The sequence below is a fragment of the Microbispora cellulosiformans genome (assembly GCF_008728085.1).
Taxonomy (GTDB): Bacteria; Actinomycetota; Actinomycetes; order Streptosporangiales; family Streptosporangiaceae; genus Microbispora; species Microbispora amethystogenes.
The window spans coordinates 503,385-525,019 of record NZ_VYTZ01000007.1; the positions used below are offsets into that span (position 1 = coordinate 503,385).

Here is a 21,635-nt window from a genome sequence, read left to right on the forward strand (position 1 = left end):
CGGGCGACGACGACAACGCCGCGAGGTGCCGCTCCGGGCGACGCGACGGGGCAAAGATTGGCGGGAGGGGCACTTAGTGGGGTACGCACCATGGGCGTACTTAAGGTGGTCTGGAGTCGATGAAGTCGAGCGTACGGGAGTCGATGTGCCTTCGGTCGTGAAGATCAACGTGCTGACGGTGCCCGAGGAGATGCGGCGCGAGCTGGAGCAGCGGTTCGCCGGCCGGGCCGGGATGGTGGAGTCCGCCGACGGGTTCGAGTGGTTCGAGCTGCTGCGGCCGGTGGAGGGCGGCGACCGCTACCTGGTCTACACCCGCTGGCGCAGCGAGGAGGACTTCCGGCGCTGGCAGGAGAGCCAGGCGTTCCAGGCGGGACACGCGCGGGCCGCGGCCGAGGCCGCCGCGCAGGGCGAGGGCCAGGGCCACGGGCACGGCCAGGGACACGGCCATGGGCACGGGCACGGCGGTCCAGCCGCGACCGGCTCCGAGCTGTGGTCCTTCGAGGTGGTCGAGAGCGCCGGACCCAAGGAGGAGTGACCCGGCCCCTCAGCGGGTTGGGCCGGGCCGCGCGAGCCGGTCGGGCGTCCAGGAGGGTCGGCGGCGATCCGGCCGCCGATGTCGCCGTCGACGGAGCCGGCCGCCGCGCGGCCCGGCTCGCGTCGCGCGAGGGCGCGTCGCCACCGTGAGCGACGACGGAGGTACGCCAGAGCGACAGCGGGGCCGCCCTGAGGCGACGACAGGGTGAAGACCGAGGTCAGTTGTGCAGTTGTGATCAAAGTGGCTTGACCGGATCATCAAAAACCGGACAGCATGGCGCACCCCTGCCCTGATCCCGGAAGGAACCGGCGTGCCCCGCCGCCTCACCGCCCTCCTCCTGTCGGCCGTGCTCCCCCTCGGCGCGCTCGCCGCCGCGACGGTCGTGCCCGCCGCGGCCCGGGCGCCGCAGCGCACGCCGGAGTGCCAGGGGGACTGGCTGCCCTCCACCCCCACCTCCCCCGACGTCATGAACGGCAGGCTGTCCTTCCTCGATCTCCCGGCCGTCACCGTGGGCAAGGACGTCAACTGGCGCATGGACCCGTACCGGAACCGGTCCTGGCAGATGGTGTTCCAGTCGCTGCGGTGGATGGGCCGGCTCGTGGCCGACTACGAGTCGACGGGTAAGACCGACTACCTCGACCGGGCCGTCGAGATCGCCAGGGACTGGGTCGCGGACAACCCGTACGGCGGCCGGACCACCGCGAAGTACGCCTGGGCCGAGCATCCCATCGCGCTGCGCGCCCCGGCCCTGGTGTGCCTGAGCAGGTACGTGAAGGCGGGCTGGCTCACGTCGAGCCTCGCCCTGCACGCGAAGCTGCTGTCGGACCCCAAGCACTACGAGCTCGGCCACAACCACGGGCTCGACCAGGACATCGGCCTGCTGCGCATCGGCTGCCGCTACGGGAACCCGAAGTGGAAGAACCTCGCGGTGAGCCGGATGGTCAGGTCGATGACGCTCGACATCGACGGGCAGGGCGCCCTGCGCGAGCAGGCGCCGCGCTACGCGATCTACGTGCACGACCGGCTCAGGGTGGCGGTCGACACGATCAAGGACTGCGGGATGAAGGTGCCGGCGGCGCTGGCGAGCCGCTGGGAGAGCCTGCCGCGGCACATCAGCGCCGCGACCCAGCCCAACGGCTACATGGTGCCGATCGGCGACGGTCCCGCCGACGTCCAGCCCGCCGCGTTCGACCACGCCGACGCCACCGTGCAGGTCTTCAACGCCGGGTACGTCTTCGGCCGTACGGCCTGGGGCGACCCCCAGTCGGCCTACTACTCGATCCGGTTCGGGCCGGCCCTGAAGTTCCACGGCCACGAGGACCACATGGGCGTCACCTACTACGCCCAGGGCCGCTCGATCCTCACCGAGGCGGGCTTCCACTCCTACGAGAACACGCCGTACCGGCGGTGGACGCTGAGCCCGGAGGCCCACAACGTGCCGGTCCTCGTGGGCCGGAAGTTCCGGGGGCACACCCCCACCACGCTCGTGCGCCGGTCACTGGACAAGGAGCGGCAGTCGTTCACGTTCACCGACCGGGCGTACGGCGTGGCGCGCACGCGGTCGGTGCTGGTCAGCCATCACCAGGACGTGATGGCGGTGCTCGACGGCGGCGGCGGCAAGCTGCGCAACCTGTGGCACCTCGCCCCGAACCTGAAGGTCGTGTCGAACGCGGGCGGCCGGGTGGTGGTCGCCGACGGCGCGTGGAAGGCGTCGATCGTCCAGCTCGCGATGCCGTCGTGCCGGCCGGTCGGAGGCCAGCGGGTGGTGCGCGGGCGCACCTCGCCCTACCAGGGCTGGATCTCTCCGGCGTACATGCGCAAGGAGCCCGCCGACGTGATCGTCTCGCCCGTGGCCGGCTCGCTGCTGACCGTGGTGGTGCCCGGGACCGACCGGCCGGATGTCACCTGTTCGGGACGCACGCTGATCGTGCACACTCCGGCCGGTCCGGTCACGCTGCGCACGAGTTCGTCCGGCACGCTGTCGTAGCCCTCCCCCCGGGGCAGGCAGGCGGCTACCCGTAGACCGAAGGGGAGCCGGCCGCGAACTGCTTGGCCTGGTCCGGCACGTGGCCGAGCTTGCCGACCTCGTTGGCGAGCCCCTCCAGGACCGCGCGCAACTGCACCTGCGTGACGTCGGCGAACGTCCGCAGGTAGGCGATCCGGCGCTCCAGCTCCTCGGCCTCCGCGCTCTGAACCCCGTCGCCCGCGCGGTAGGCGCCGACCGCCTGGTTGGCCGCCTCCTCCGCCTGGCGCTGCGCCTCCGTCAGCATCTCCTCGTACTGCTGGCGGGCCTGGCCGACGATCCGCCGGGCGTAGTCCTCCGCCTCGGCGATCTGGGCGTCGGCGGTCTGCTGCGCGCGGGAGAGGATGTTGATCGCGTCGACGCTCGGCGTCTGCGACCCGGTGGCCTGCTCGGGGTTGAGGCCGTGCTCCTTGTACCACTGCTTCATGCGGTCGATGTACGCCCGCAGGTCCGCCTTCTCCTTGTCGCCGGCGGCCATGTCGTCCGCGACCCGGTACAGGAACGCGCGCACCTCGTCCTCGCTGTAGCCACGGCGCCCGAGGGGGGTGCGCGTGAACTCGTGCTTGCGTACCCGATCCGGGGTGAGAGGCTGGCGCTCACCCGCCGGGCTTCCCCAAGGCATATCCGCCGTCATGACTCCCGACCTCTGTCGCTCGTGAACTCGTCGAAGTGGATCTGCTCGGACGGCACGCCGGCGTCCAGCAGCCGTCCGTTCGTGGCCTGGACCATCTCCTCCGAGCCGCAGACGAAGACGTGCTGGCCACGCCATCCCTGCAACGCGACGTCCACGGCGTACCCGCGGGTGCCCCGGTAGAACGGGTCGTGGGAGACGACCGGGACGACGTTGAGCCAGGGGTGCTCGGCCGCCATCTTGCCCAGCGCCTCCAGGTCGTACAAGTCCCTCGACGTACGGGCGCCGACGACGAGGTCCACCCTGCGCGACGGGCCCTCGAAGGCGATCTGCTCCACCAGGGCCTTGAGCGGCGCGAGGCCGGTGCCGCCCGCGATCATCAGCAGGTCGCCCGTGACGTCCGGGGCGAGCGTCAGCCGTTCACCCACGGCCGCGCCGACGCGCAGGACGTCGCCGCGGCGCGCGCCCATCACCAGCGCTGAGCTGAGCGCGCCGCCGTCGACCATGCGTACGTGCAGGTCGATGGTGTTGTCCTGGCGCGGGGCGTTGGCGAACGAGTAGAACCGCCAGATGCGCGGCCGCATGGAGTAGGAGATCGACGCCGACTGCCCCGGGCGGAAGGGGTACTGGTAGTTCAGCCGCGCCCGGATGACGGCGATGCCGAGCGTGCGGGTCTCCTGGCCGATGATCTCGGCCTCCCACCACGGCGGGGACACCTTCGCCGCCTCGTTGGACGCCTCGACCATCACCTGCGCGACCAGGTTGTAGGCCTGCGTCCAGTCGTGCGCGAGCGCCGGGGTCCACCGTTCGCCCAGGAAGTGTTCGAGCGTGGCGAGCAGGGCCTGGCCGACGGCGGGGTAGTGCGCGGCGGTCACCGCGAACTTGCGGTGGTCGCGGCCGAGCTGCTGGAGGAACGGGACGACCTCCTCCACCTGGTCGACGTTGCTGACGACCTGCCCGAGCGCGCCCACGAGCCGGTCGCGCTGACGCGCCATCGACACGGGGAACATGTCCCGCACGTCCGGATTCATCAGGAAAAGAACGGAGTAGAAGTACAGCGGCACCTGGTCACCCGAACGGGAGACGAGGTGCCAGCTGTCCTTGAGAGCCTGCGTGTCCACTCAGCCGGCCGTTTCCGCCGGCGTATCCGCGGGCCCGGTCACGATGGACGGCTTCACCTTGCCCAGCACCAGGCCGACGTCGCGCAGGATGTCCTCGCCGACGCCGCCGGCCTGCAGGACCGCGAACAGGTGCTCGCCCACCTTGTCGTAGTGCTCGGACGTGACGCCCATGCCGGCGTGCGCCTCTCCGAGGTCACGTCCCTCGTACGGCTCCGGGCCGCCGAGGACGGAGCACAGCAGCACGACCATGTGCCGCTTCAGCCTGGGCATGTCGATGCCGGCGAAGTACGGCTTCAGGTCGTCGTCGGCGAGAACGCGCACGTAGAAGGCGTCGACGACGTCGCGGACGACCGGCGCGCCACCGATCTGGTCATAGTAAGACGGCGAGGTGATCACAAGACCCTCCCATTCCGGGTGTGCCAGCGAGGGGATGACCGGTGTCCGAAAAATGTTCGAACCGAATACAGTCACGTGGCTGGTCATGGTGATGGACATGGCTCGGCTCCCGCGGCGCCCGCCGCTTCCGGGGGGACACGATCAGAAGCCGGGCGGGCGCGCGAAAGCACGGGGTTAGGTGCGCAGATGCTTCTTGCCGTCACCCTCCGTTGAGCCAGAGCATGGACGCTGAGGCTGGAACCGTGGCCGGGATCGCCGATCGTGGCGAAGACCGCCTCAGGAGCTTCGCCTATCTAAGCACTAAGTAGACCAAATGTCACTAAAACCACAGACCTTAACTCACGTCCCGTGAGCGTCCGATCGCGATCCGATCATCCCGGTTCGTCCGGTGGTGCGGGGATCAGGCGCGGTGTCCGGCCCGCAGCAGACCATAGGTCACCGCCTGCTCCAGCGCCTGCCAGGACGCCTCGATGACGTTCTCCGCGACACCGACCGTGGCCCACTCGCCGGTCGCGTCGCTGGAGGTGATCAGCACCCGCGTCACCGCGTCCGTGCCGTGGGTGCCTTCGAGGATCCGCACCTTGAAGTCGATCAGCTCGACCTCGGCCAGCTCAGGGTACAGCTTCTCCAGGCCGAGTCGCACCGCGCGGTCGAGCGCGTTCACCGGGCCGTTGCCCTCGCCGGTCGCGACGATCCGCTCCCCCTTGGCGTGGAGCTTGACGGTCGCCTCGCTGACCACGTCGCCTCCCGGCCGGCGCTCGACGATGACCCGCCACGACTCGACCGTGAAGTGCCGCCGCTGCCCGCCCTCGACCATGTCGCGCAGCAGCAGCTCGAAGGACGCGTCGGCGGCGTCGAACGTGTGCCCCTTGGCCTCCAGCTCCTTCACCCGCTCGACCAGCCACCGCGACTGGTCGCCGCTGAGCTCGTAGCCCAGCTCGCGGCCCTTGAGCTCGACCGAGGCCCGGCCGGCCATGTCGGAGACGAGCATGCGCATGTCGTTGCCGACCTGGGCGGGGTCGATGTGCTGGTAGAGGTTCGGGTCCACCTTGATCGCCGACGCGTGCAGGCCCGCCTTGTGCGCGAAGGCCGACATGCCGACGTACGGCTGGTGGGAGTTCGGCGTGACGTTGGTGACCTCGGTGATCGCGTGCGCGATGCGGGTCATGTCGCGCAGCGACTGCGTCGGGACCAGATCAAAGCCCCGCTTGAGCTGGAGGTTCGCGACCACGGTGAACAGGTTGGCGTTGCCGGAGCGCTCGCCGTACCCGTTGGCGCAGCCCTGCACGTGCGTGGCGCCGGCCCTGACCGCGGCGAGGGTGTTGGCGACCGCGCAGCCCGTGTCGTCGTGGCAGTGGATGCCGACGCGGGCCCCCGTGCCGACCGCGTCGTGCACCACGTCGGCCAGCTCGTCGGGGAGCATGCCGCCGTTGGTGTCGCACAGCGCGATCACCGAGGCCCCGGCCTCCGCCGCCGTGCGCAGCACCTCCAGCGCGTACGCGGGGTTGGACCGGTAGCCGTCGAAGAAGTGCTCGGCGTCGAGGAAGACCCGCTGGCCCTCCGTGACCAGGTGGGAGACCGTGTCGCGGACCATCGCGAGGTTCTCCTCCAGCGTGGTCCGCAGAGCCAGTTCGACGTGCCGGTCGTGACTCTTGGCGACAAGCGTCACGACCGGCGCGCCGGATTCGCGCAGCGCGGCCACCAGAGGGTCGTCGGCGGCCTTCACGCCCGCCCGGCGGGTCGCGCCGAACGCGGCGAGCTGCGCGTGCTTCAGGTCGAGCTCGGTCTGAGCCCGCCGGAAGAACTCGGTGTCCTTGGGGTTGGCGCCGGGCCAGCCGCCCTCGATGAAACCGACCCCGAGGCCGTCCAGGTGCCGCGCGATGGCCAGCTTGTCGGCGACGCTCAGGTTGAGCCCCTCCTGCTGGGCTCCGTCCCGGAGCGTCGTGTCGTACACGTGGAAGCGGTCGTCGGCCATCTCTGTGTCTCCTTCGCGGGGTCGCGTCTCGCCGCGCGTTCTGTTCACCGGGCCGCGTCGACCGGACTGTGTTCAGTGACCTGTGTTCACCGGTACGGGGCCCAAACAAAAAGACCCCTCACGGACGTGAGAGGTCTGCGCGCCGGCGATGTCCTTCAGCCGGCGCGCCTGCCGATAATGAGCAGACCGTTGTTCATGGTGCTCAGCAGTTTGCCACAGCCGGTCGCCCTCTGGCACATCGGTCTCATCTTACGAGATGTGCGCGGGTGTCCGCCCAGCTCAGCGGGGTACGGCTTAGAGTGATCACCATGAAGGCCGCCGAATTCATCGCACCCGCCGTCGCCGAGTACGCCGCCGCGCACACCACGCCGCCCGACGCCCTGCTCGCCGAGCTGGCGGAGGAGACCCGCAGGCTGATGGGCGACCGCAGCACCATGCAGATCGCCCCGGAGCAGGGCACCCTGCTCACCCTGCTCGTCCAGATCAGCGGCGCCCGGCTGGCCGTCGAGGTGGGGACCTTCACCGGATACTCCTCCATCTGCATCGCCAGGGGGCTGCCCGCCGACGGCCGGCTGATCGCCTGCGACGTGAGCGAGGAGTGGACCGACGTGGCCCGGCGCTACTGGGCGAAGGCGGGCCTCGGCGACCGTGTCGAACTGCGCCTCGGCCCGGCCGCCGACACGCTGCGGGCGATTCCTCCGGACGAGCACGTCGACTTCGCCTTCATCGACGCCGACAAGGCGGGCTATCCCGTCTACTACGAGGAGGTCCTGACCCGGCTGCGGCCGGGCGGCCTGATCGCGGTGGACAACACGCTCCAGCACGGAGCGATCACGGACCCCGCCGCCGGGGGCAACGTCCCGGTCATGCGGGAGTTCAACGACCTCGTCGCGCGGGACGACAGGGTCACCAGCGTGCTGCTGCCCGTCGCCGACGGGCTCACCCTCGTCAGGAAGAACGCCACCGGCCCGCGCTGATCGGGACGCCGGCATCCCCGGCATCCCCCTGACCGGCCCGCCTCTACGACGCCAGAGGCAGACGCAGGACGAGCCTGGCGCCGACGGGGCTGTCGGCGACGCACAGGGTGCCGCCGTACATCTCGGCGATCGCTCGCGCGATGGTCAGGCCGAGCCCCGAGCCGCCGGGGTCCCGTTCCCGGGCCTCCTTCCGGCGGTACATGCGCTCGAAGACCCGCTCGCGGTCCGCAGGAGGGATGCCGGGACCGTCGTCGACGACCTCCAGGACGGCGTCGGGCGGGTCGACGCCCAGGTGGATCTCGATCTTCGTGCTGGCGTGCCGTTCGGCGTTGGCCATCAGGTTGCCCAGCAGGCGGGCCATCCGGATCCGCGAGGCCCGCACCAGCACGTCAGGGGCGAGGCGGGTGCGGACGGCGACCGCGGTGCCCGGAGCGCGGCGGTTCAGCTCGTCGTCGACGAGTTCGGCGAGGTCGACCGTCTGGGCCGGAGGCTCGCCGGACTCGGCTTCCACCCGCGCGAGGTCGAGCAGGTCGGCCACGATGTCGTTGAGCCGTTCGGCGTCGCAGAGGGATTTCCGCAGAATCCGCTGCAGGTCGATGCCGGGCTCGGAAAGCGCGGACTCCAGCTCGATCATGAGGCCGGTGATGGGGTTGCGCAGGTCGTGCGAGGCGTCAAAGATCAGCCGCCGCTGCCGCTCGATGGCCTCGCGCAGCGCGGAGATCCTTTCGCGCAGCGCGGAGATCGTGTGGTGCTGCTCCTTGTGCGCCTGCCTGAGTTCCTCGTTGAGCGCCTGCAACCCACGGGTGAAGGTGTCCACATCCCTGGCCGGGGGACCGACCTCGCCGGCCCTGCCCTCCTCCGCGGCTTCCGGCGGCCGCCGAAGCGCCCGGACGAGATCGGTGATCTCCTCGGTGCTGAGGATGATTCCCTCTACTTCGCCGCGAGGGCCGAGCACGGGCGTGTTGACCGTGCTCCAGTATCGCTCCTCGAACACCCCCGGCCTGCCCGGCGCCTCGACGTCGTACCGCTGCAGCGGCATGAAGTTCCGCCGCCGCGTGGTGAGCACCTGCTCCAGCGAGGCGCGCAGGCTGGCCGCCCCCTGTGCCCCGGTATCCAGGGGCGCTGCGGGGTTGGGTGGGAAGACGTCGAACAGACGCCTGCCCAGCAGGTCCTCCGCCGTACGGCCGACCACCTTCAGGTACGTGTCGTTGGCCGCGATCATGACGAGATCGGGAGTCAGGATCAGCGAGGGGACATGACCCGCCCTGAACACCGCCTCGTAGTCGATCGTCGGCTTCATCACCGCGGCGCCCTTCCTCCGGCCCTCCTTCAAGAGTAGGTGAACGCCCAGCTCAGCCCTGCTGCGGCAGCCCTCGGCACGGGGCGAGTGGAGCGACGTGGCCCGGACGCGCCACGGCAATGATGGAGTAATAACCCGCCATGAAGGCGCCGGATTCATGATCGGCGTTCCTCCGACGAGTACGCTCGCGAATCGGTTCTTGTTCGCGGGCCAACCGTCATGCACGGACATCAGTGCAGCGGAAAGCACATGCACGCGGAAGCACGTGCACTTGGAAAGCAGGGGGCGACGAATGATTCACCGGCGCGGCGGGGCGTTTCTCACAGGCAGGGTCGCCGGTCTCCTCGTCGCCGGCGCCTCGGCCTCGACCGCCTTCATCACCGGTGTCGCGCCGATGGGTGCCGCCGCCGACAACGGACACGACCGCGCCGAGCGGAACGTCGTCCAGTCCCCCGGTGGGGAGCGACCCGGCGACCCACCCGGGGACAGGTCGGCCACGGGCGGTTCCACCCGCAACCACGGCTACCAGCACACCTCGGCGAACACGTCCGGCGGCTCCTCGAACGTGCAGAACGCGCTGTGCCGGCGCGCCCGGGTCTGCAACATCACCCAGCACGTGACCATCGCCGGTCCACGCGTGACCGTGAGCCCCTCGCCGCCGGCGACGCCCGCCGCGAAGCCGGTTCCGGTGCCCACGGTCACCGTCACGGTCACGATGACTCCCACACCCGCCCCGGCACCCCTCACCGTTCCGGCGGCGCCGTGCCCGGCCCCCCGGCCCCTGCTGAGCATCGACGGCAGGGTCGGCGCCGGGGTCGGCGTGGGCAGGGGCGCCGGCCTGCTCGACGGGCTGCTGTCGCTGTCCCTCCTCGGAAGGGGTGCGGCCTGCCCCGGCTGAGCGGCGTGTCCGGCGCGGGCCGCCCGCGACCGCGTCAGCAGATCTTGTGCACCCAGTGGTGGGTGTCGGGGCGAGCGCCGTACTGGATGCCGACGAGCTCCTCGCGGATCCGCATGGTGACGGGGCCGGGGGTGCCGTCGCCCACGGTCCAGCTCCGGTCGGTGCCCTTCACCGAGCCGACGGGAGTGACGACCGCCGCGGTGCCGCAGGCGAAGACCTCGGTGAGCTCGCCCGACGCGCAGCCCGCCTGCCAGTCCTCGATCGAGATCTTGCCCTCCTCGACCGTGTAGCCCAGCTCGCCGGCGAGGCTGAGGATCGAGTCACGGGTGATGCCGGGCAGCAGGGTCCCGGTGAGCGACGGGGTGACGAGGCGGTCGCCGAAGACGAAGAACAGGTTCATCCCGCCCATCTCCTCGACCCACCGGTGCTCGAAGGCGTCGAGCCAGACCACCTGGTCGCAGCCCTCCTCGACGGCCTGCCGCTGGGCCACGAAGGCCGCCGCGTAGTTGCCGCCGCACTTGGCGAACCCCGTGCCGCCGGGCGCCGCCCGGGTGTACTCGGTGGACAGCCAGACCGACACCGGCTTCAGGCCGCCGGTGAAGTACGACGCGGCGGGCGAGGCGATGACCATGAACTTGTACTTCTGCGACGGGTGGTTCACCCCGAGCGCGGTCTGCGTGGCGATCATGAAGGGGCGCAGGTAGAGGCTGTGGCCCTCGGTCGTCGGCACCCATTCGCGGTCGGTCTGGACGAGGAGTTCGAGCGACTCGACGAACGTCTCCTCGGGAAGCGGGGGCATCGCCATCCGGGCCGCCGACTGGTTGAACCTCGCCGCGTTCGCGTACGGCCGGAAGGCGACGATCGAGCCGTTCGACTGCCGGTAGGCCTTGAGCCCCTCGAACAGCTCCTGGGCGTAGTGGAACACCGCGGTGGCGGGATCGAGCACGAGGGGGCCGTACGGCTGGAGCTTCGCGTCGTGCCAGCCCTCCCCCTCGGTGTAGTCGATGGAGACCATGTGGTCGGTGAAGACCTGGCCGAAGCCGGGGCTCGCCAGCATCCGCTCACGCTCGGCCGCACCGCGGGCCTGGGGGTTGTGCTGCACGTCGAACCTGAGGTGGGTGGTCATGGCGAGGTCCTTCTCTCTTCGTCGTCGTAGTCATTGTGCGACGAGTCGGCTAAGGGAAAACTAGGGCATTCGACAGGTATGAAAAAGCGCATGGCGGCCCATACCGGGCCGCCATGCGCGTCGTCTGGATGAGCGGCCGGGATCAGCCGGCTACTCGGGCGGCGATGTCGTCGCCGATCTCACGGGTGGACCGGGCGGTCCAGGCGCTCTGGCGCTCGACCAGGTCGTCGGCCACGGCCTGCTCGACCCGGGCCGCGGTCCCGGCGTGGCCGAGGTGGTCGAGGAGCATGGCGACCGACAGGATCGTGGCGGTCGGGTCGGCCTTGCCCTGGCCGGCGATGTCGGGGGCGCTGCCGTGGACGGGCTCGAACATGGACGGCGCCGTACGGGCCGGGTTGACGTTTCCGCTGGCCGCGAGGCCGATGCCGCCCGCCACCGCCGCGCCGATGTCGGTCAGGATGTCGCCGAACAGGTTGTCGGTGACGATGACGTCGAAGCGCTGCGGCTGGCTGACGAAGAACATCGAGGCCGCGTCGACGTGGCAGTAGTCGGTCTCGACCTCGGGGAACTCCAGGCTCAGCCGGTCGACGGTGCGGGCCCACAGGTCACCCGCGTAGGTCAGCACGTTGGTCTTGTGCACGAGGGTCAGCTTGCGGCGCGGACGGGCGAGGGCCTTCTCGAAGGCGTAGCGCACGACGCGCTCGACGCCGTAGGCCGTGTTCAGCGACTCCTGGGTGGCGATCTCGTGCGGGGTGCCGCGGCGCATGACGCCGCCCGCCCCGGCGTACGGGCCCTCGGTGCCCTCCCGGACGACGATCATGTCGATGTCCTCGGGGCCCGCCTGCCCGAGCGGGGTCGCCACGCCGGGGAACAGTTTGACCGGGCGGAGGTTCACGTAGTGGTCGAGCTCGAAGCGCAGGCGCAGCAGCAGTTCGCGCTCCAGGACGCCGGGCGGCACACTCGGGTCGCCCACCGCGCCCAGCAGGATCGCGTCGTATCCGCGCAGCTCGTCGAGCACCTCGTCGGGAAGCGTCTCACCGGACGCGTGGTAACGCCTGGCGCCGAGATCGTATTCGGTGGTCTCGGACTTGACGCCCGCGGCGTTGAGGACCTTGAGGCCTTCGGCGACGACCTCGGTGCCGATACCGTCACCGGGGATGACTGCCAGGCGGATGTTGCTCGACTCCATGCGTTCACCTTACCGGTTGTCTCGGAGACCGAAACACCGATCTCACCATTCGGTCCGCTGCCGGCACCGGAGCGTCCGGGGTCAGCGCTGGGGCACGCCCCCGTTGTCGCGGCGGTCCAGGGCGATCTGCAGGGCCGCGGCCGCCTCGTCCTCCGCCTCGTCGGCGCGGGTCAGGGGTGCGCGGTTCCAGGGATACATGTCGTACATGGCGAATCTCACTTCGACCGAGGAGTGGATGCGGATCCGTACGTCGTTCGAGGCGTCTCCGCGCGTCGCGGATCCGGGTGCACCGGCCACCGGTGGACCGCGGGTCACGCGGCACAGGTGGGCCGAAGGCCGATGACGCCACGCTCCACGACGGGCCGGCCCGCCCTGATCGGGCTCCGTCGTGACAGGTGTCACGTGCGGGGCGTCAACCCAGACAGTACCCCAGAATCTCCTAGGACGACCTACTATCTCGGATCGTGAGACGCGGGTCCCCGTGAGCCGCCGGAGAACAGAACGGCCCGGCGCGTACGCGCCGGGCCGTTCTGTTCTCCGGGTTCAGCCTTCGGGGTGACCGGGCCCTCCGGGGGATCAGTCCTCCAGGTCGACCGAGCGGCCGCTGTCGGCCCCGATCTCGCCGGCGATCTGCTCGACGACCTCGGACGGGATCGCGGTGTCGACGGTCAGCGCGATCAGCGCCTTGCCGCCCTTCACGTCACGGGAGACCTGCATCGAGGCGATGTTCACGCCGTGCTCGCCGAGCAGGCGGCCGACGGTGCCCACGATGCCGGGACGGTCGGCGTAGGTGAAGAACGCCAGGTGCTCGGTGGGCTCGATCTCCATCGCGTAGCCGTTGACCTCGACGATCTTGGTGATCTGCCGCGGGCCGGACAGCGTGCCGGAGACCGAGACCGTACGGCCGTCGGCGAGCACGCCGCGGACCGTGATCACGTTGCGCCAGTCGGGGCTCTCCGCGCTGGTGACCAGCTCCACGACCACCCCGCGGTCCTTGGCCAGCAGCGGCGCGTTGACGTAGGTCACCGCGTCCTCCACCACGCCGGAGAAGACACCCTTGAGCGCGGCCAGCTCCAGCACCCGCACGTCCTGCGCGGCGATCTCGCCGCGGACCTCAACGTCGAGGCGGGTCGCGACCTCCCCCGCGAGCGCGGTGAAGATGCGGCCCAGCTTCTCGGTGAGCGGCAGGCCCGGCTTGACGTCCTCGGCGACCGCACCGCCCTGGACGTTCACGGCGTCGGGCACGAACTCCCCGGCGAGCGCGAGCTTGACGCTGCGGGCGACCTGCGTGCCGGCCTTCTCCTGGGCCTCATGGGTGGAGGCGCCGAGGTGCGGCGTGGCCACGACCTGGTCGAACTCGAACAGCGGGCTGTCGGTGCAGGGCTCCTTGGCGAAGACGTCGATGCCGGCGCCCGCGACACGGCCCTCCTTCAGCGCGGAGTAGAGGGCGTTCTCGTCGATGATCCCGCCGCGGGCGACGTTGACCAGCCGGACGGTCGGCTTGACGATGTGCAGCTCGCGGTCGCCGATGAGACCGACGGTCTCCTTCGACTTGGGCAGGTGGACGGTGATGAAGTCGGCCTGCTGGAGAAGCTCGTCCAGCGACACCAGCCGCACGCCCATCTGGGCGGCGCGGGCCGGCTGGAGGTAGGGGTCGTAGGCGATGAGCTCCACGCCGAACGGCTGGAGCCGCTGCGCCACGAGCTGACCGATCTTGCCGAGGCCGAGGATGCCGACGACCTTCTCGTCCAGCTCGACACCGGTGTACTTCGAGCGCTTCCACTCACCGGCCTTGAGCGCGGTGTGCGCCTGGGCGACGTTGCGGGCGCTGGCGAGGATCAGGGCGACCGTGTGCTCGGCGGCGCTGGTGATGTTGGAGGTGGGCGCGTTGACGACCATGACGCCGGCCTTGGTCGCGGCCTCGACGTCGACGTTGTCCAGGCCCACGCCCGCGCGCGCGACGACGCGCAGCTTCGGCGCGGCGGCGATGGCCTCCGCGTCCACCTGGGTGGCGCTGCGGACGATCAGGGCGTCCACGTCGGCGAGGGCGGGCAGCAGCTGCGACCGGTCGGCGCCGTCGGTCTGACGGACCTCGAAATCCGCGCCGAGCACGGCGAGGCCCGCTTCGGAGAGCTCTTCTGCGACGAGTACGACGGGCTTGGTCACTGGATGAGTCCTTCGTGAGGTGCGACTGCCTGGACGACGCGAGTCTATCCGGGGCTTGTGAAAGTCCTCACGAGAGCCCGGCATACGAGACGGACGTCACGCGGGCGTCGCGGCGGCACGACGACCCGGTCTCAGATCGGCCCCTCGGCACCGCTGGTCCCACCAGGCCGGCGGGCGCCGAGGAGCGGCCGGAGTGGAGGATGCCATTGTGACGGACGGGATTCATGAGACCCCCTCATGTACAGGCCCGATCGGTCGATGTACCCCACCCCGGGAGATCCCATCCGGACTGTCGCCATCTTGGTATTGATCGCACCTATTCTTGGGGATTAGCCTGATTCGCCATGGTCCAGTCCCTATCGTTCTGGCTATGAGCATCGGGAACCCCTCCCTGGGCGACGTTCTCGCGCGACATGGCAGCCCCCGGCAACTCCTGGCGGCTCTCGCGGAGTGGGGCATCCTGGTGGCGGTCCGCCCCGACCGCTCCGTGGTGCTCGGCACGACGCAGAACGGCGAACGCGTTCTGCTCGGCTACACGTCCGAGGCGACGTACGCCCGGCACCGTGGCAGCCACTCCCTCTCGGCGTGCGACGCCGACACCGTCCTCGACATCCAGCGCGTCACCGGCGTGCGCGAGATCGTGATCGACGCGGCCGGCCCCGCCGCCGCCGCGGTGCCGATCGACGACCTGCGGCGTTACCTGGAGGCGACCCGCACCGGCCCCACGCCGGCCCTGTCGGCCCTGGGCTCGCCCGTCCCCACGGCGTACGCCACGGGGGCGATGGCGACCGTGACCCGCGCGCCGGCCGCTCCGCCGCCCGCCCCGGCCCCGGCCGCGCCCGCGGGGCTGCCGTCGCCGTGGATCCCGGCGCCCCGCCAGCACCTGTCGGGGGCGATGCAGGTCGTCGACCCCGGCTACCGCAGGTCGAACCATCCGATCCTGCCCGCGCTCCGGGTGGCGATAGGCGAGCTGCTGCGCGAGTATCCGCTCGTCCACCACGTGTGGATCTGCGAGGCGCGGACCGCAGCGGGCCTGTGGGGGATCATGCTGCACGTCAAGGTGCGCACTCCCGTCGCCGACGACATCGTGAAGGAACTGCACCGCCGCGTGCGCGCCCGGCTGCCGCAGCTCGCGGCGAGCGAGGCTCCGGTGCTCATGGCCCGCGTCGCCGACGCGCACACCGAGCGCCGCCTGATCGAGATCGGCGCGCACGTCGTCTGCCCCGACGTACGCGACTGAACGTCGTGCCGCGGGCCCGCTTCCCACGGGTCCGCGGGTCCGGAGTTCGCGACGCCGTCCCGCTCGCGCCGAGTGCGCCGATCCGCCCCACCGTCCGGGCGGAGCCGTTAGCCGCCGAACCGTTGCCGGGGAGATCTTCCGGCCGGGCCCGCGCTCGGCTTGAATGACGCAATGGCCCCCACCGCGGCGACGCCCTCCCCCTCCGCAGTGTCCCTCGGTGTGCGCCTCGGGTACGCCGTCGGCTCGTTCTGCACGGCCAACTTCTCCACGATCCCCGGGCTGCTGCTGCTCTTCTACATGACGAACGTGCTGGCGGTGCCGGCCGCGCTCGCGGGCGTCGTACTCTTCCTCCCCAAGGCGTGGGATCTGGTCGCCAACACGCTGGTCGGCCGCTGGTCGGACCGCACGGTCTCGCGCTGGGGTCCGCGCCGTCCCTGGCTGCTTGCCGGCGCGGTCGTGCTGCCGGTGTCGTTCGCCCTGATGTTCGCCGGGCCGCCGCTGACCGGGGCTCCCGCCGCCGTGTACGTCGGTCTCACCTTCCTGGCCGCCGCGACCGGATACGCCCTGTACGAGGTGCCGTACAAGGCGATGCCGGCGGAGATGACCACGGACTACCACGAGCGGACCTCGCTGCTGCAGTGGCGCATGGTCCTCATCGCGATCTCGATCGCGATGAGCGGCATCCTCGCGCCCATGATCGCCGGCGGGACGGCCGGGGGATACCGGACCATGGGCGTCGTCTTCGGCCTGGTCCTGCTCGCCTCGATGCTGGCCTCGTTCTTCGGCACCGCCCGCGCTCCCTTCACCGGGCAGCAGAAGTCCGAGGGGACGCTGCGGGAGCAACTCGCCGCGGCCCGCACGAGCAGGCCGTTCATGTGGCTGCTCGGGCTGAGCTCGGCGCAGACGCTCGCGGTGGGCGTGATGCTGGCCGGTTCGCCCTACTTCGCCGCCTACATCATCGGCGACCCGGGCGCCACCACCACCCTCTTCGCGGCTCTCGTCGGCCCGATGCTGGTCACCATGCCGCTGTGGGTGTGGCTGGCCCGCCGGCTCGACAAGCGCGGCGCGATGATCCTCTCCGGCACGATGTTCGCGGGCGGCGGGCTGCTGCTCCTCCCGACGCCGGTTCTCGGCTCCCTGTACGCGCACCTGTGCGTGATGGTCGTCGGCATCGGCTACGCCGGTCTGCAACTGCTGCAGTACTCCATGCTCGCCGACGTGATCGCCCACGACGGCGTGGTGAGCGGCGAGCGCAGGGGCGGCGTCTTCACGGGCCTGTGGACGGCCGTGGAGAACGCGGTCGCGGCGCTGGGCGCGACCATCTACGGCTGGGTGCTGAGCGCGGGAGGCTTCCTTTCGTCCGATCCCGAGCACCCGGTGACCCAGCCCGGGAGCGCCCACGTCGCCGTGATGATCGGCGTGACGGCGGTGCCCGCCCTGATCACCCTCGTGGGCGTACTGATGACCTTCCGGTACGACCTGACCGCCGCCCGCCTGGCCGAGGCGATGGCGCACGCGCACCCGGAACGGCCCGCTCCCCTTCCCCGGCAGGACCAGACCTCTCCGGAGCGCTGAGCCGCGCCTCCCGAGGCGCTTCCGAGGCACTCCCGGACGCTTGGGACGGCCTTAAGGCGGCCCTCTCGCCGTAACCTGCCCGTGACCTGCGGAGTGTCCGACATCGTGTGGTGTGCGGGGGATAAGTGAGACTTAAGGGAGGGTAGATATTTTAGAGGTTGGGGTGATTTTTTCGGACATGTCAGGTCGGAGCGCACCATAATGACGACTTCCCCAGCGTCTAACCCCCACTGGAGAATGATCGTGAACAGAGCGCTCGGAGCGGCCCTGTGCCTCGGGAGTGTCGTGGCCATCGGCGTGTCCGCCGGCCCCGCTCAGGCCGAGACCCAGCACGCGGGCTGCCGGGTCGCCGCCGCGAAGCCGTACGTCGCCGTGGACGGGAAGATCCGCGCGGCGGGCTCGCGGGCCGGTTGCGAGAACGGCGCCCGGTTCCGGGTCCGGATCCTGAAGAGCAGGCCGGGCCCCGACCGCGTGGTCAAGAGCGGCTCGAAGGCGGTCCGCAACGCACGCGTCACGGTGACCACGACCTGCGTCGACGGCGTCTACTACAGCTTCGTCACCGACTACCGCGGCCACGTGTCGCGGTCGAAGCCGGTGCGGCTCGACTGCTCCTCCCCCACGCCCGTGCCGAGTCCCTCGGCGGGCACCCCCACAACCGGCCCGGCGACTCCCACTCCCGGGACCCCCGCCCCCAGCCCGTCCGCGAAGCCCACCGTCAGCCAGGCGCCCAGCGCCTCTCCGACGGGCGGCACGACGGTCGGCACCGCCGTCGAGAACGAGGTCGTACGCCTCACCAACGTCGAGCGGGCGAAGGCGGGCTGCGGCCCGCTGAAGCACGACGCGCGGCTTCGCACCGCCGCGTACGGCCACTCGGCCGACATGTCCGCGCAGAAGTACTTCGACCACACGTCGAAGGACGGCCGCTCCTTCGCGGACCGCATCAAGGCCGCGGGCTACTCCTTCCGCGCCGCCGCCGAGAACATCGCCATGGGCTACCCCTCGGCCCAGGCGGTGGTGCAGGGCTGGATGAACAGCTCCGGACACCGGCAGAACATCCTCAACTGCACCTACACCGACATCGGCGTGGGATACGCCGCCTCCGGCAACTACTGGACGCAGGACTTCGGCAAGCAGTAGAACCCGACCGACACGAGTCCCGGCCCGCGGCGGCGCCGCGGGCCGGGATCAGTGCCGATCAGTGCGGATCAGGTCAGCCGGTGCACGACTGCCAGGTGGCCGGGTTGGCCGAGGTGTTGGTGTTCTGGAACTTGTAGTTCGGCGTGCTGTCGTTGAAGTTCCACAGGCTGCCGGTCATGTTGCTCCAGGTGCCGGAGGAGTTCTTCACCGTCTGCGCGACCATGACGGTCGGCTGGGTGCAGCTGATCTGCGGGATCGGGTAGGCGGAACCGGAGTCGGAGAAGTCCTCGATGTCGTGGGCGTACATCTCCACGGTCGTCCGGCTGTCGTCCGCCAGGAAGCGCCTGCCGTTGCCGTCCTTCAGGTCGACGTAGAGGCAGATCAGGGAACCGTTCACGTTGGCCGAGTGGTTGGAGTCACACCACTCGTAGATGAAGGTGAGCTCCTGTCCGACGTTGAGGTTCGTCATGACGCCGGTGCAGGTGCCCCCGCTTCCCCAGAGGCTCGCGTTGCAGAGCGAGTTGTTCCCGGTCGTGCCGTTGTCGTCTCCGTAGTAGTAGACCGACCAGGAGCTGGGCCCGCGGTAGATGCCGGACTCCAGGTTGTAGTACCACTGCCCGATAGCACCCCAGGCGGTGCTGCCGTTGTTGAGGGCGGGGACCTTCCAGGTGACCGTCCAGCCACGGGTGTTGCCGATGGTGCCGTTGTACCCCGTGGTGAGCGCGTACACGCCTGCCGTCGTCACGCCCGACTTCGGGGGGTGAGGAACGGCGTTCGCCGGGGTCGTGCCGAACACCGCGACGCAGGCCACGATGAGAGCGGCGGTCAACCACCGGACACGGAGGAGGGAGCGGACCAACGGTCTCTCCTTAAGTAGGGAATGCCGACAAATTCAGTGTCAAAGAGGATCTATCCGATCGGAATGCGCATTCGGTACATGACAAAGATCTTGATGTTGGAGGTAACAGATCTTGTCAGATTTCCTGAAGGCCGCTTAAATGTGATCACGCACAGCAAGGGAACGGGTGCGCGACGGTTCCGAGGGCAGCGGAATATGGCGTCTTCTGGACACCTCGGACCACAGCGGCGGATACTCCAGTCATGAGCTCTCCCCCGGTGCGCGCCTCCGACGGGGACCGCGAGCGTGCGCTGAGCGAACTCCGCGACCGGGCCGCCGAAGGACGCCTGTCCATGGAGACCTTCGTCGGCCGGGTTGACCTGGCGCTTCGGGCACGCAGCCGCGGCGAGTTGGACGAACTGGTCGCCGATCTCCCGCAGCGCGGGCGCTGGCGCAGAAGGATCACCGACGCGGTCGCCTCGGTGTCGGAGCTGAGCAACCGCCTCGAGACCGCCTGGCGGCGCCCGCGGCTGCCCCGCCTCGCCCTGCCCGCGGACGGACGTGCCCGCTATCTGGTCGGCCGCGGATCCGCCTGCGACCTGGTTCTCGCGGACCTGACCGTCTCGCGGATGCACGCGGAGCTACGGCGGCAGGACGACTCCTGGCTGCTCGTCGATCTCGGCTCGATGAACGGCACCCGGTTGAACGGCTGGCGGCTGGTCGGCCCCGCCACCGTCAGGGCCGGCGACGAGGTGGCCTTCGGCGACTGCGAGTTCCTGGTCTCCATGCCGGCCTGACCGGTCGCGAGGATCGTGAACGCGACGCGGCGCCGCTCCCCGCCCTCAGGCGAGGAGCGGCGCCGCGGTCACACGGGCCTCGGGTCGCGTCGGACGCTCCCCGGTGCGAAGGGTCAGGCCTGCTCGCCCTTGAGCCAGCTCATCATCGGGCGGAGCTTGGCACCGGTCTCCTCGATGGGGTGGACGGCCAGCTCCTCGCGGTAACGCTTGAAGTTGGTCTGCCCGCCGTCGAACTCCTCGACCAGCTCGCGGGCGAAGCGACCGTCCTGGACCTCGTCCAGGATGCGGCGCATCTCCTTCTTGGTCTCCTCGTTCACCACGCGCGGGCCACGGGTGTAACCGCCGTACTCCGCGGTGTCGGACACCGACCAGTACATCTTGGAGACGCCGCCCTCGTACATCAGGTCCACGATCAGCTTCATCTCGTGGAGGCACTCGAAGTAGGCGACCTCCGGCTGGTAGCCGGCCTCGATCAGGGTCTCGAACCCGGCCTTGATCAGCTCGGAGACGCCGCCGCACAGCACGGCCTGCTCGCCGAACAGGTCGGTCTCGGTCTCCTCGGTGAAGGTCGTCTTGAGCGCGCCGGCCCGGGTGCCGCCGATGCCCTTGGCGTACGACAGCACGAGCGGCCACGCGCTGCCGGTGGCGTCACGCTCGACGGCGACCAGACAGGGCACGCCGCGGCCGGCGGCGTACTGGCGGCGGACGAGGTGACCGGGGCCCTTCGGCGCCACCATCGCGACGTCGACGCCCGACGGGGCCTCGATGAGGCCGTAGCGGATGTTGAGGCCGTGGCCGAAGAACAGCGCGTCGCCCTCGACGAGGTTCGGCGCGACGTGCTCGGCGTACAGGTGCCGCTGGATGTGGTCCGGCGCGAGGATCATCGTGAGGTCGGCCTCTTCGACGGCCTCGCCCGGCGACAGCACGCGCAGCCCGTCGGCCTCGGCCTTCTCCCGGCTCTTGGAACCCTCGGGCAGACCGACCCGGACGTCGACGCCCGAGTCGCGCAGGCTCAGCGCGTGCGCGTGGCCCTGGCTGCCGTAGCCCAGCACCGCGACGTGGCGGCCCTGGATGATCGACAGGTCGGCGTCGTCGTCGTAGAAGATCTCAGTCACATGCTTGCCTTTCGAACAGTTTCCCTCGCGCCGTACGGTCCCACCGCGGCGCTATGCGCTGCGGTCGATCGCGCGGAGCGAGCGGTCGGTGATGGAACGGGCGCCGCGGCCGATGGCCACCATGCCCGACTGCACGAGCTCCTTGATGCCGTACGGCTCAAGGACCCGGACGAACGCGTCCAGCTTGTCGGTCGTCCCGGTGACCTCGATCGTGACCGCGTCCGGGGCCACGTCCACGCAGCGCGCCCGGAAGAGGTTCACGAGTTCGAGGACGTGGGACCGGCTCTCGGAGTCGGTCCTCACCTTGATCAACATCAGCTCGCGCTGCACCGACTGGCTGTTGTCGAGCTCGACGATCTTGATGACGTTGACCAGCTTGTTGAGCTGTTTGGTGACCTGCTCCAGCGGGAGTTCCTCGACGTTCACGACGATGGTCATCCGCGAGATGTCGTCGTGCTCGGTCGGCCCGACCGCCAGCGAGTCGATGTTGAAGCCGCGGCGGCTGAACAGCGCGGCGACCCGGGCCAGCACACCCGGCTTGTTCTCCGTCAAGACGGACAGCGTATGGCGGCTCATGCCAACTCCTCGTGCTGCGG

Annotated in this window: 20 protein-coding genes; 8 read left to right on the forward strand and 12 right to left on the reverse strand. The window is 70.2% G+C overall.

Annotated features, from left to right (window positions below):
* Positions 1–145: 145 nt before the first annotated feature.
* Entirely contained in the window at positions 146–535 is a 390-nt protein-coding gene (locus F5972_RS22105; RefSeq protein ID WP_225311725.1) for an antibiotic biosynthesis monooxygenase family protein, read from the forward strand.
* 310 nt (positions 536–845) lie between these two features.
* A complete protein-coding gene (locus F5972_RS22110; protein ID WP_150935462.1) occupies positions 846–2,522 on the forward strand; it encodes a heparinase II/III family protein in 1,677 nt (558 codons plus the stop codon).
* 25 nt (positions 2,523–2,547) lie between these two features.
* Here F5972_RS22110 and F5972_RS22115 read toward each other — a convergent pair whose 3' ends face one another.
* From F5972_RS22115 to cimA, 4 genes are all read right to left on the reverse strand, one after another.
* Positions 2,548–3,180, reverse strand: coding sequence for a DivIVA domain-containing protein (locus F5972_RS22115; protein WP_225311726.1), 633 nt, complete (start codon positions 3,178–3,180; stop codon positions 2,548–2,550).
* An 8-nt stretch (positions 3,181–3,188) separates the two neighbouring features.
* On the reverse strand, positions 3,189–4,310 hold the full coding sequence (locus F5972_RS22120; protein ID WP_150935464.1) for a globin domain-containing protein: 1,122 nt from the start codon (positions 4,308–4,310) through the stop codon (positions 3,189–3,191).
* Positions 4,311–4,805 (reverse strand): group I truncated hemoglobin, encoded by a 495-nt coding sequence (locus tag F5972_RS22125; protein ID WP_225311727.1) that lies wholly within the window; start codon positions 4,803–4,805, stop codon positions 4,311–4,313.
* A gap of 301 nt (positions 4,806–5,106) precedes the next feature.
* Entirely contained in the window at positions 5,107–6,681 is a 1,575-nt protein-coding gene (gene cimA, locus F5972_RS22130) for a citramalate synthase (protein ID WP_150935465.1), read from the reverse strand.
* Positions 6,682–6,989: 308 nt separating this feature from the next.
* On the opposite strand from cimA, the gene F5972_RS22135 reads away from it, so the two are divergent.
* The gene (locus F5972_RS22135; protein ID WP_150935466.1) at positions 6,990–7,658 is read left to right on the forward strand and encodes an O-methyltransferase; all 669 of its coding nucleotides are present in this window, start codon (positions 6,990–6,992) and stop codon (positions 7,656–7,658) included.
* A gap of 43 nt (positions 7,659–7,701) precedes the next feature.
* Here the strand turns inward: F5972_RS22135 and F5972_RS22140 are convergent, their stop codons facing one another.
* On the reverse strand, positions 7,702–8,958 hold the full coding sequence (locus tag F5972_RS22140) for a PAS domain-containing sensor histidine kinase (RefSeq protein ID WP_225311740.1): 1,257 nt from the start codon (positions 8,956–8,958) through the stop codon (positions 7,702–7,704).
* 292 nt (positions 8,959–9,250) lie between these two features.
* On the opposite strand from F5972_RS22140, the gene F5972_RS22145 reads away from it, so the two are divergent.
* Positions 9,251–9,856, forward strand: coding sequence for a hypothetical protein (locus tag F5972_RS22145; RefSeq protein ID WP_150935468.1), 606 nt, complete (start codon positions 9,251–9,253; stop codon positions 9,854–9,856).
* A 34-nt stretch (positions 9,857–9,890) separates the two neighbouring features.
* Here F5972_RS22145 and F5972_RS22150 read toward each other — a convergent pair whose 3' ends face one another.
* The 4 genes from F5972_RS22150 to serA form a co-directional block, all read right to left on the reverse strand.
* The gene (locus F5972_RS22150; RefSeq protein WP_150935469.1) at positions 9,891–10,982 is read right to left on the reverse strand and encodes a branched-chain amino acid aminotransferase; all 1,092 of its coding nucleotides are present in this window, start codon (positions 10,980–10,982) and stop codon (positions 9,891–9,893) included.
* Positions 10,983–11,124: 142 nt separating this feature from the next.
* Complete coding sequence (locus F5972_RS22155; RefSeq protein ID WP_150935470.1) at positions 11,125–12,171, reverse strand: 3-isopropylmalate dehydrogenase; 1,047 nt, start codon at positions 12,169–12,171, stop codon at positions 11,125–11,127.
* Positions 12,172–12,252: 81 nt separating this feature from the next.
* Positions 12,253–12,378 carry a hypothetical protein gene (locus tag F5972_RS38920; protein ID WP_263641850.1) on the reverse strand — a complete coding sequence of 42 codons (126 nt, stop codon included), beginning with the start codon at positions 12,376–12,378 and terminating at the stop codon, positions 12,253–12,255.
* 369 nt (positions 12,379–12,747) lie between these two features.
* Positions 12,748–14,337, reverse strand: a complete 1,590-nt coding sequence (gene serA, locus F5972_RS22160) for a phosphoglycerate dehydrogenase (protein ID WP_150935471.1) — start codon at positions 14,335–14,337, stop codon at positions 12,748–12,750.
* A 370-nt stretch (positions 14,338–14,707) separates the two neighbouring features.
* On the opposite strand from serA, the gene F5972_RS22165 reads away from it, so the two are divergent.
* The 3 genes from F5972_RS22165 (at position 14,708) to F5972_RS22175 (ending at position 18,289) form a co-directional block, all read left to right on the forward strand.
* Complete coding sequence (locus tag F5972_RS22165) at positions 14,708–15,577, forward strand: hypothetical protein (protein ID WP_150935472.1); 870 nt, start codon at positions 14,708–14,710, stop codon at positions 15,575–15,577.
* Positions 15,578–15,748: 171 nt separating this feature from the next.
* Positions 15,749–17,152, forward strand: a complete 1,404-nt coding sequence (locus F5972_RS22170) for an MFS transporter (protein ID WP_150935473.1) — start codon at positions 15,749–15,751, stop codon at positions 17,150–17,152.
* 243 nt (positions 17,153–17,395) lie between these two features.
* The gene (locus F5972_RS22175) at positions 17,396–18,289 is read left to right on the forward strand and encodes a CAP domain-containing protein (RefSeq protein WP_225311728.1); all 894 of its coding nucleotides are present in this window, start codon (positions 17,396–17,398) and stop codon (positions 18,287–18,289) included.
* Positions 18,290–18,362: 73 nt separating this feature from the next.
* On the opposite strand, the gene F5972_RS22180 is transcribed toward F5972_RS22175, so the two are convergent.
* Positions 18,363–19,148, reverse strand: coding sequence for a hypothetical protein (locus F5972_RS22180; protein WP_150935475.1), 786 nt, complete (start codon positions 19,146–19,148; stop codon positions 18,363–18,365).
* A 242-nt stretch (positions 19,149–19,390) separates the two neighbouring features.
* Between F5972_RS22180 and F5972_RS22185 the strand changes: the two genes are divergently transcribed.
* Entirely contained in the window at positions 19,391–19,924 is a 534-nt protein-coding gene (locus F5972_RS22185; protein WP_150935476.1) for a DUF1707 and FHA domain-containing protein, read from the forward strand.
* 113 nt (positions 19,925–20,037) lie between these two features.
* Here F5972_RS22185 and ilvC read toward each other — a convergent pair whose 3' ends face one another.
* Together ilvC and ilvN are read right to left on the reverse strand one after the other, a co-directional pair.
* On the reverse strand, positions 20,038–21,030 hold the full coding sequence (gene ilvC, locus F5972_RS22190) for a ketol-acid reductoisomerase (RefSeq protein WP_150935587.1): 993 nt from the start codon (positions 21,028–21,030) through the stop codon (positions 20,038–20,040).
* Positions 21,031–21,090: 60 nt separating this feature from the next.
* Positions 21,091–21,615, reverse strand: coding sequence for an acetolactate synthase small subunit (ilvN, locus tag F5972_RS22195; RefSeq protein WP_111698790.1), 525 nt, complete (start codon positions 21,613–21,615; stop codon positions 21,091–21,093).
* Between the last annotated feature and the right edge of the window lie 20 nt (positions 21,616–21,635).

Bases quoted from the DNA above. Each gene is read 5' to 3' on its own strand.
- F5972_RS38920 (WP_263641850.1), bottom strand. From the start codon at position 12,378: ATGTACGACATGTATCCCTGGAACCGCGCACCCCTGACCCGCGCCGAC.
- F5972_RS22185 (WP_150935476.1), top strand. From the start codon at position 19,391: ATGAGCTCTCCCCCGGTGCGCGCCTCCGACGGGGACCGCGAGCGTGCG.
- F5972_RS22150 (WP_150935469.1), bottom strand. From the start codon at position 10,982: ATGACCACCCACCTCAGGTTCGACGTGCAGCACAACCCCCAGGCCCGC.
- F5972_RS22170 (WP_150935473.1), top strand. From the start codon at position 15,749: ATGGCCCCCACCGCGGCGACGCCCTCCCCCTCCGCAGTGTCCCTCGGT.
- ilvN (WP_111698790.1), bottom strand. From the start codon at position 21,615: ATGAGCCGCCATACGCTGTCCGTCTTGACGGAGAACAAGCCGGGTGTG.
- F5972_RS22165 (WP_150935472.1), top strand. From the start codon at position 14,708: ATGAGCATCGGGAACCCCTCCCTGGGCGACGTTCTCGCGCGACATGGC.
- F5972_RS22135 (WP_150935466.1), top strand. From the start codon at position 6,990: ATGAAGGCCGCCGAATTCATCGCACCCGCCGTCGCCGAGTACGCCGCC.
- F5972_RS22155 (WP_150935470.1), bottom strand. From the start codon at position 12,171: ATGGAGTCGAGCAACATCCGCCTGGCAGTCATCCCCGGTGACGGTATC.
- F5972_RS22125 (WP_225311727.1), bottom strand. From the start codon at position 4,805: ATGTCCATCACCATGACCAGCCACGTGACTGTATTCGGTTCGAACATT.
- F5972_RS22140 (WP_225311740.1), bottom strand. From the start codon at position 8,958: ATGAAGCCGACGATCGACTACGAGGCGGTGTTCAGGGCGGGTCATGTC.
- cimA (WP_150935465.1), bottom strand. From the start codon at position 6,681: ATGGCCGACGACCGCTTCCACGTGTACGACACGACGCTCCGGGACGGA.
- F5972_RS22115 (WP_225311726.1), bottom strand. From the start codon at position 3,180: ATGCCTTGGGGAAGCCCGGCGGGTGAGCGCCAGCCTCTCACCCCGGAT.
- F5972_RS22145 (WP_150935468.1), top strand. From the start codon at position 9,251: ATGATTCACCGGCGCGGCGGGGCGTTTCTCACAGGCAGGGTCGCCGGT.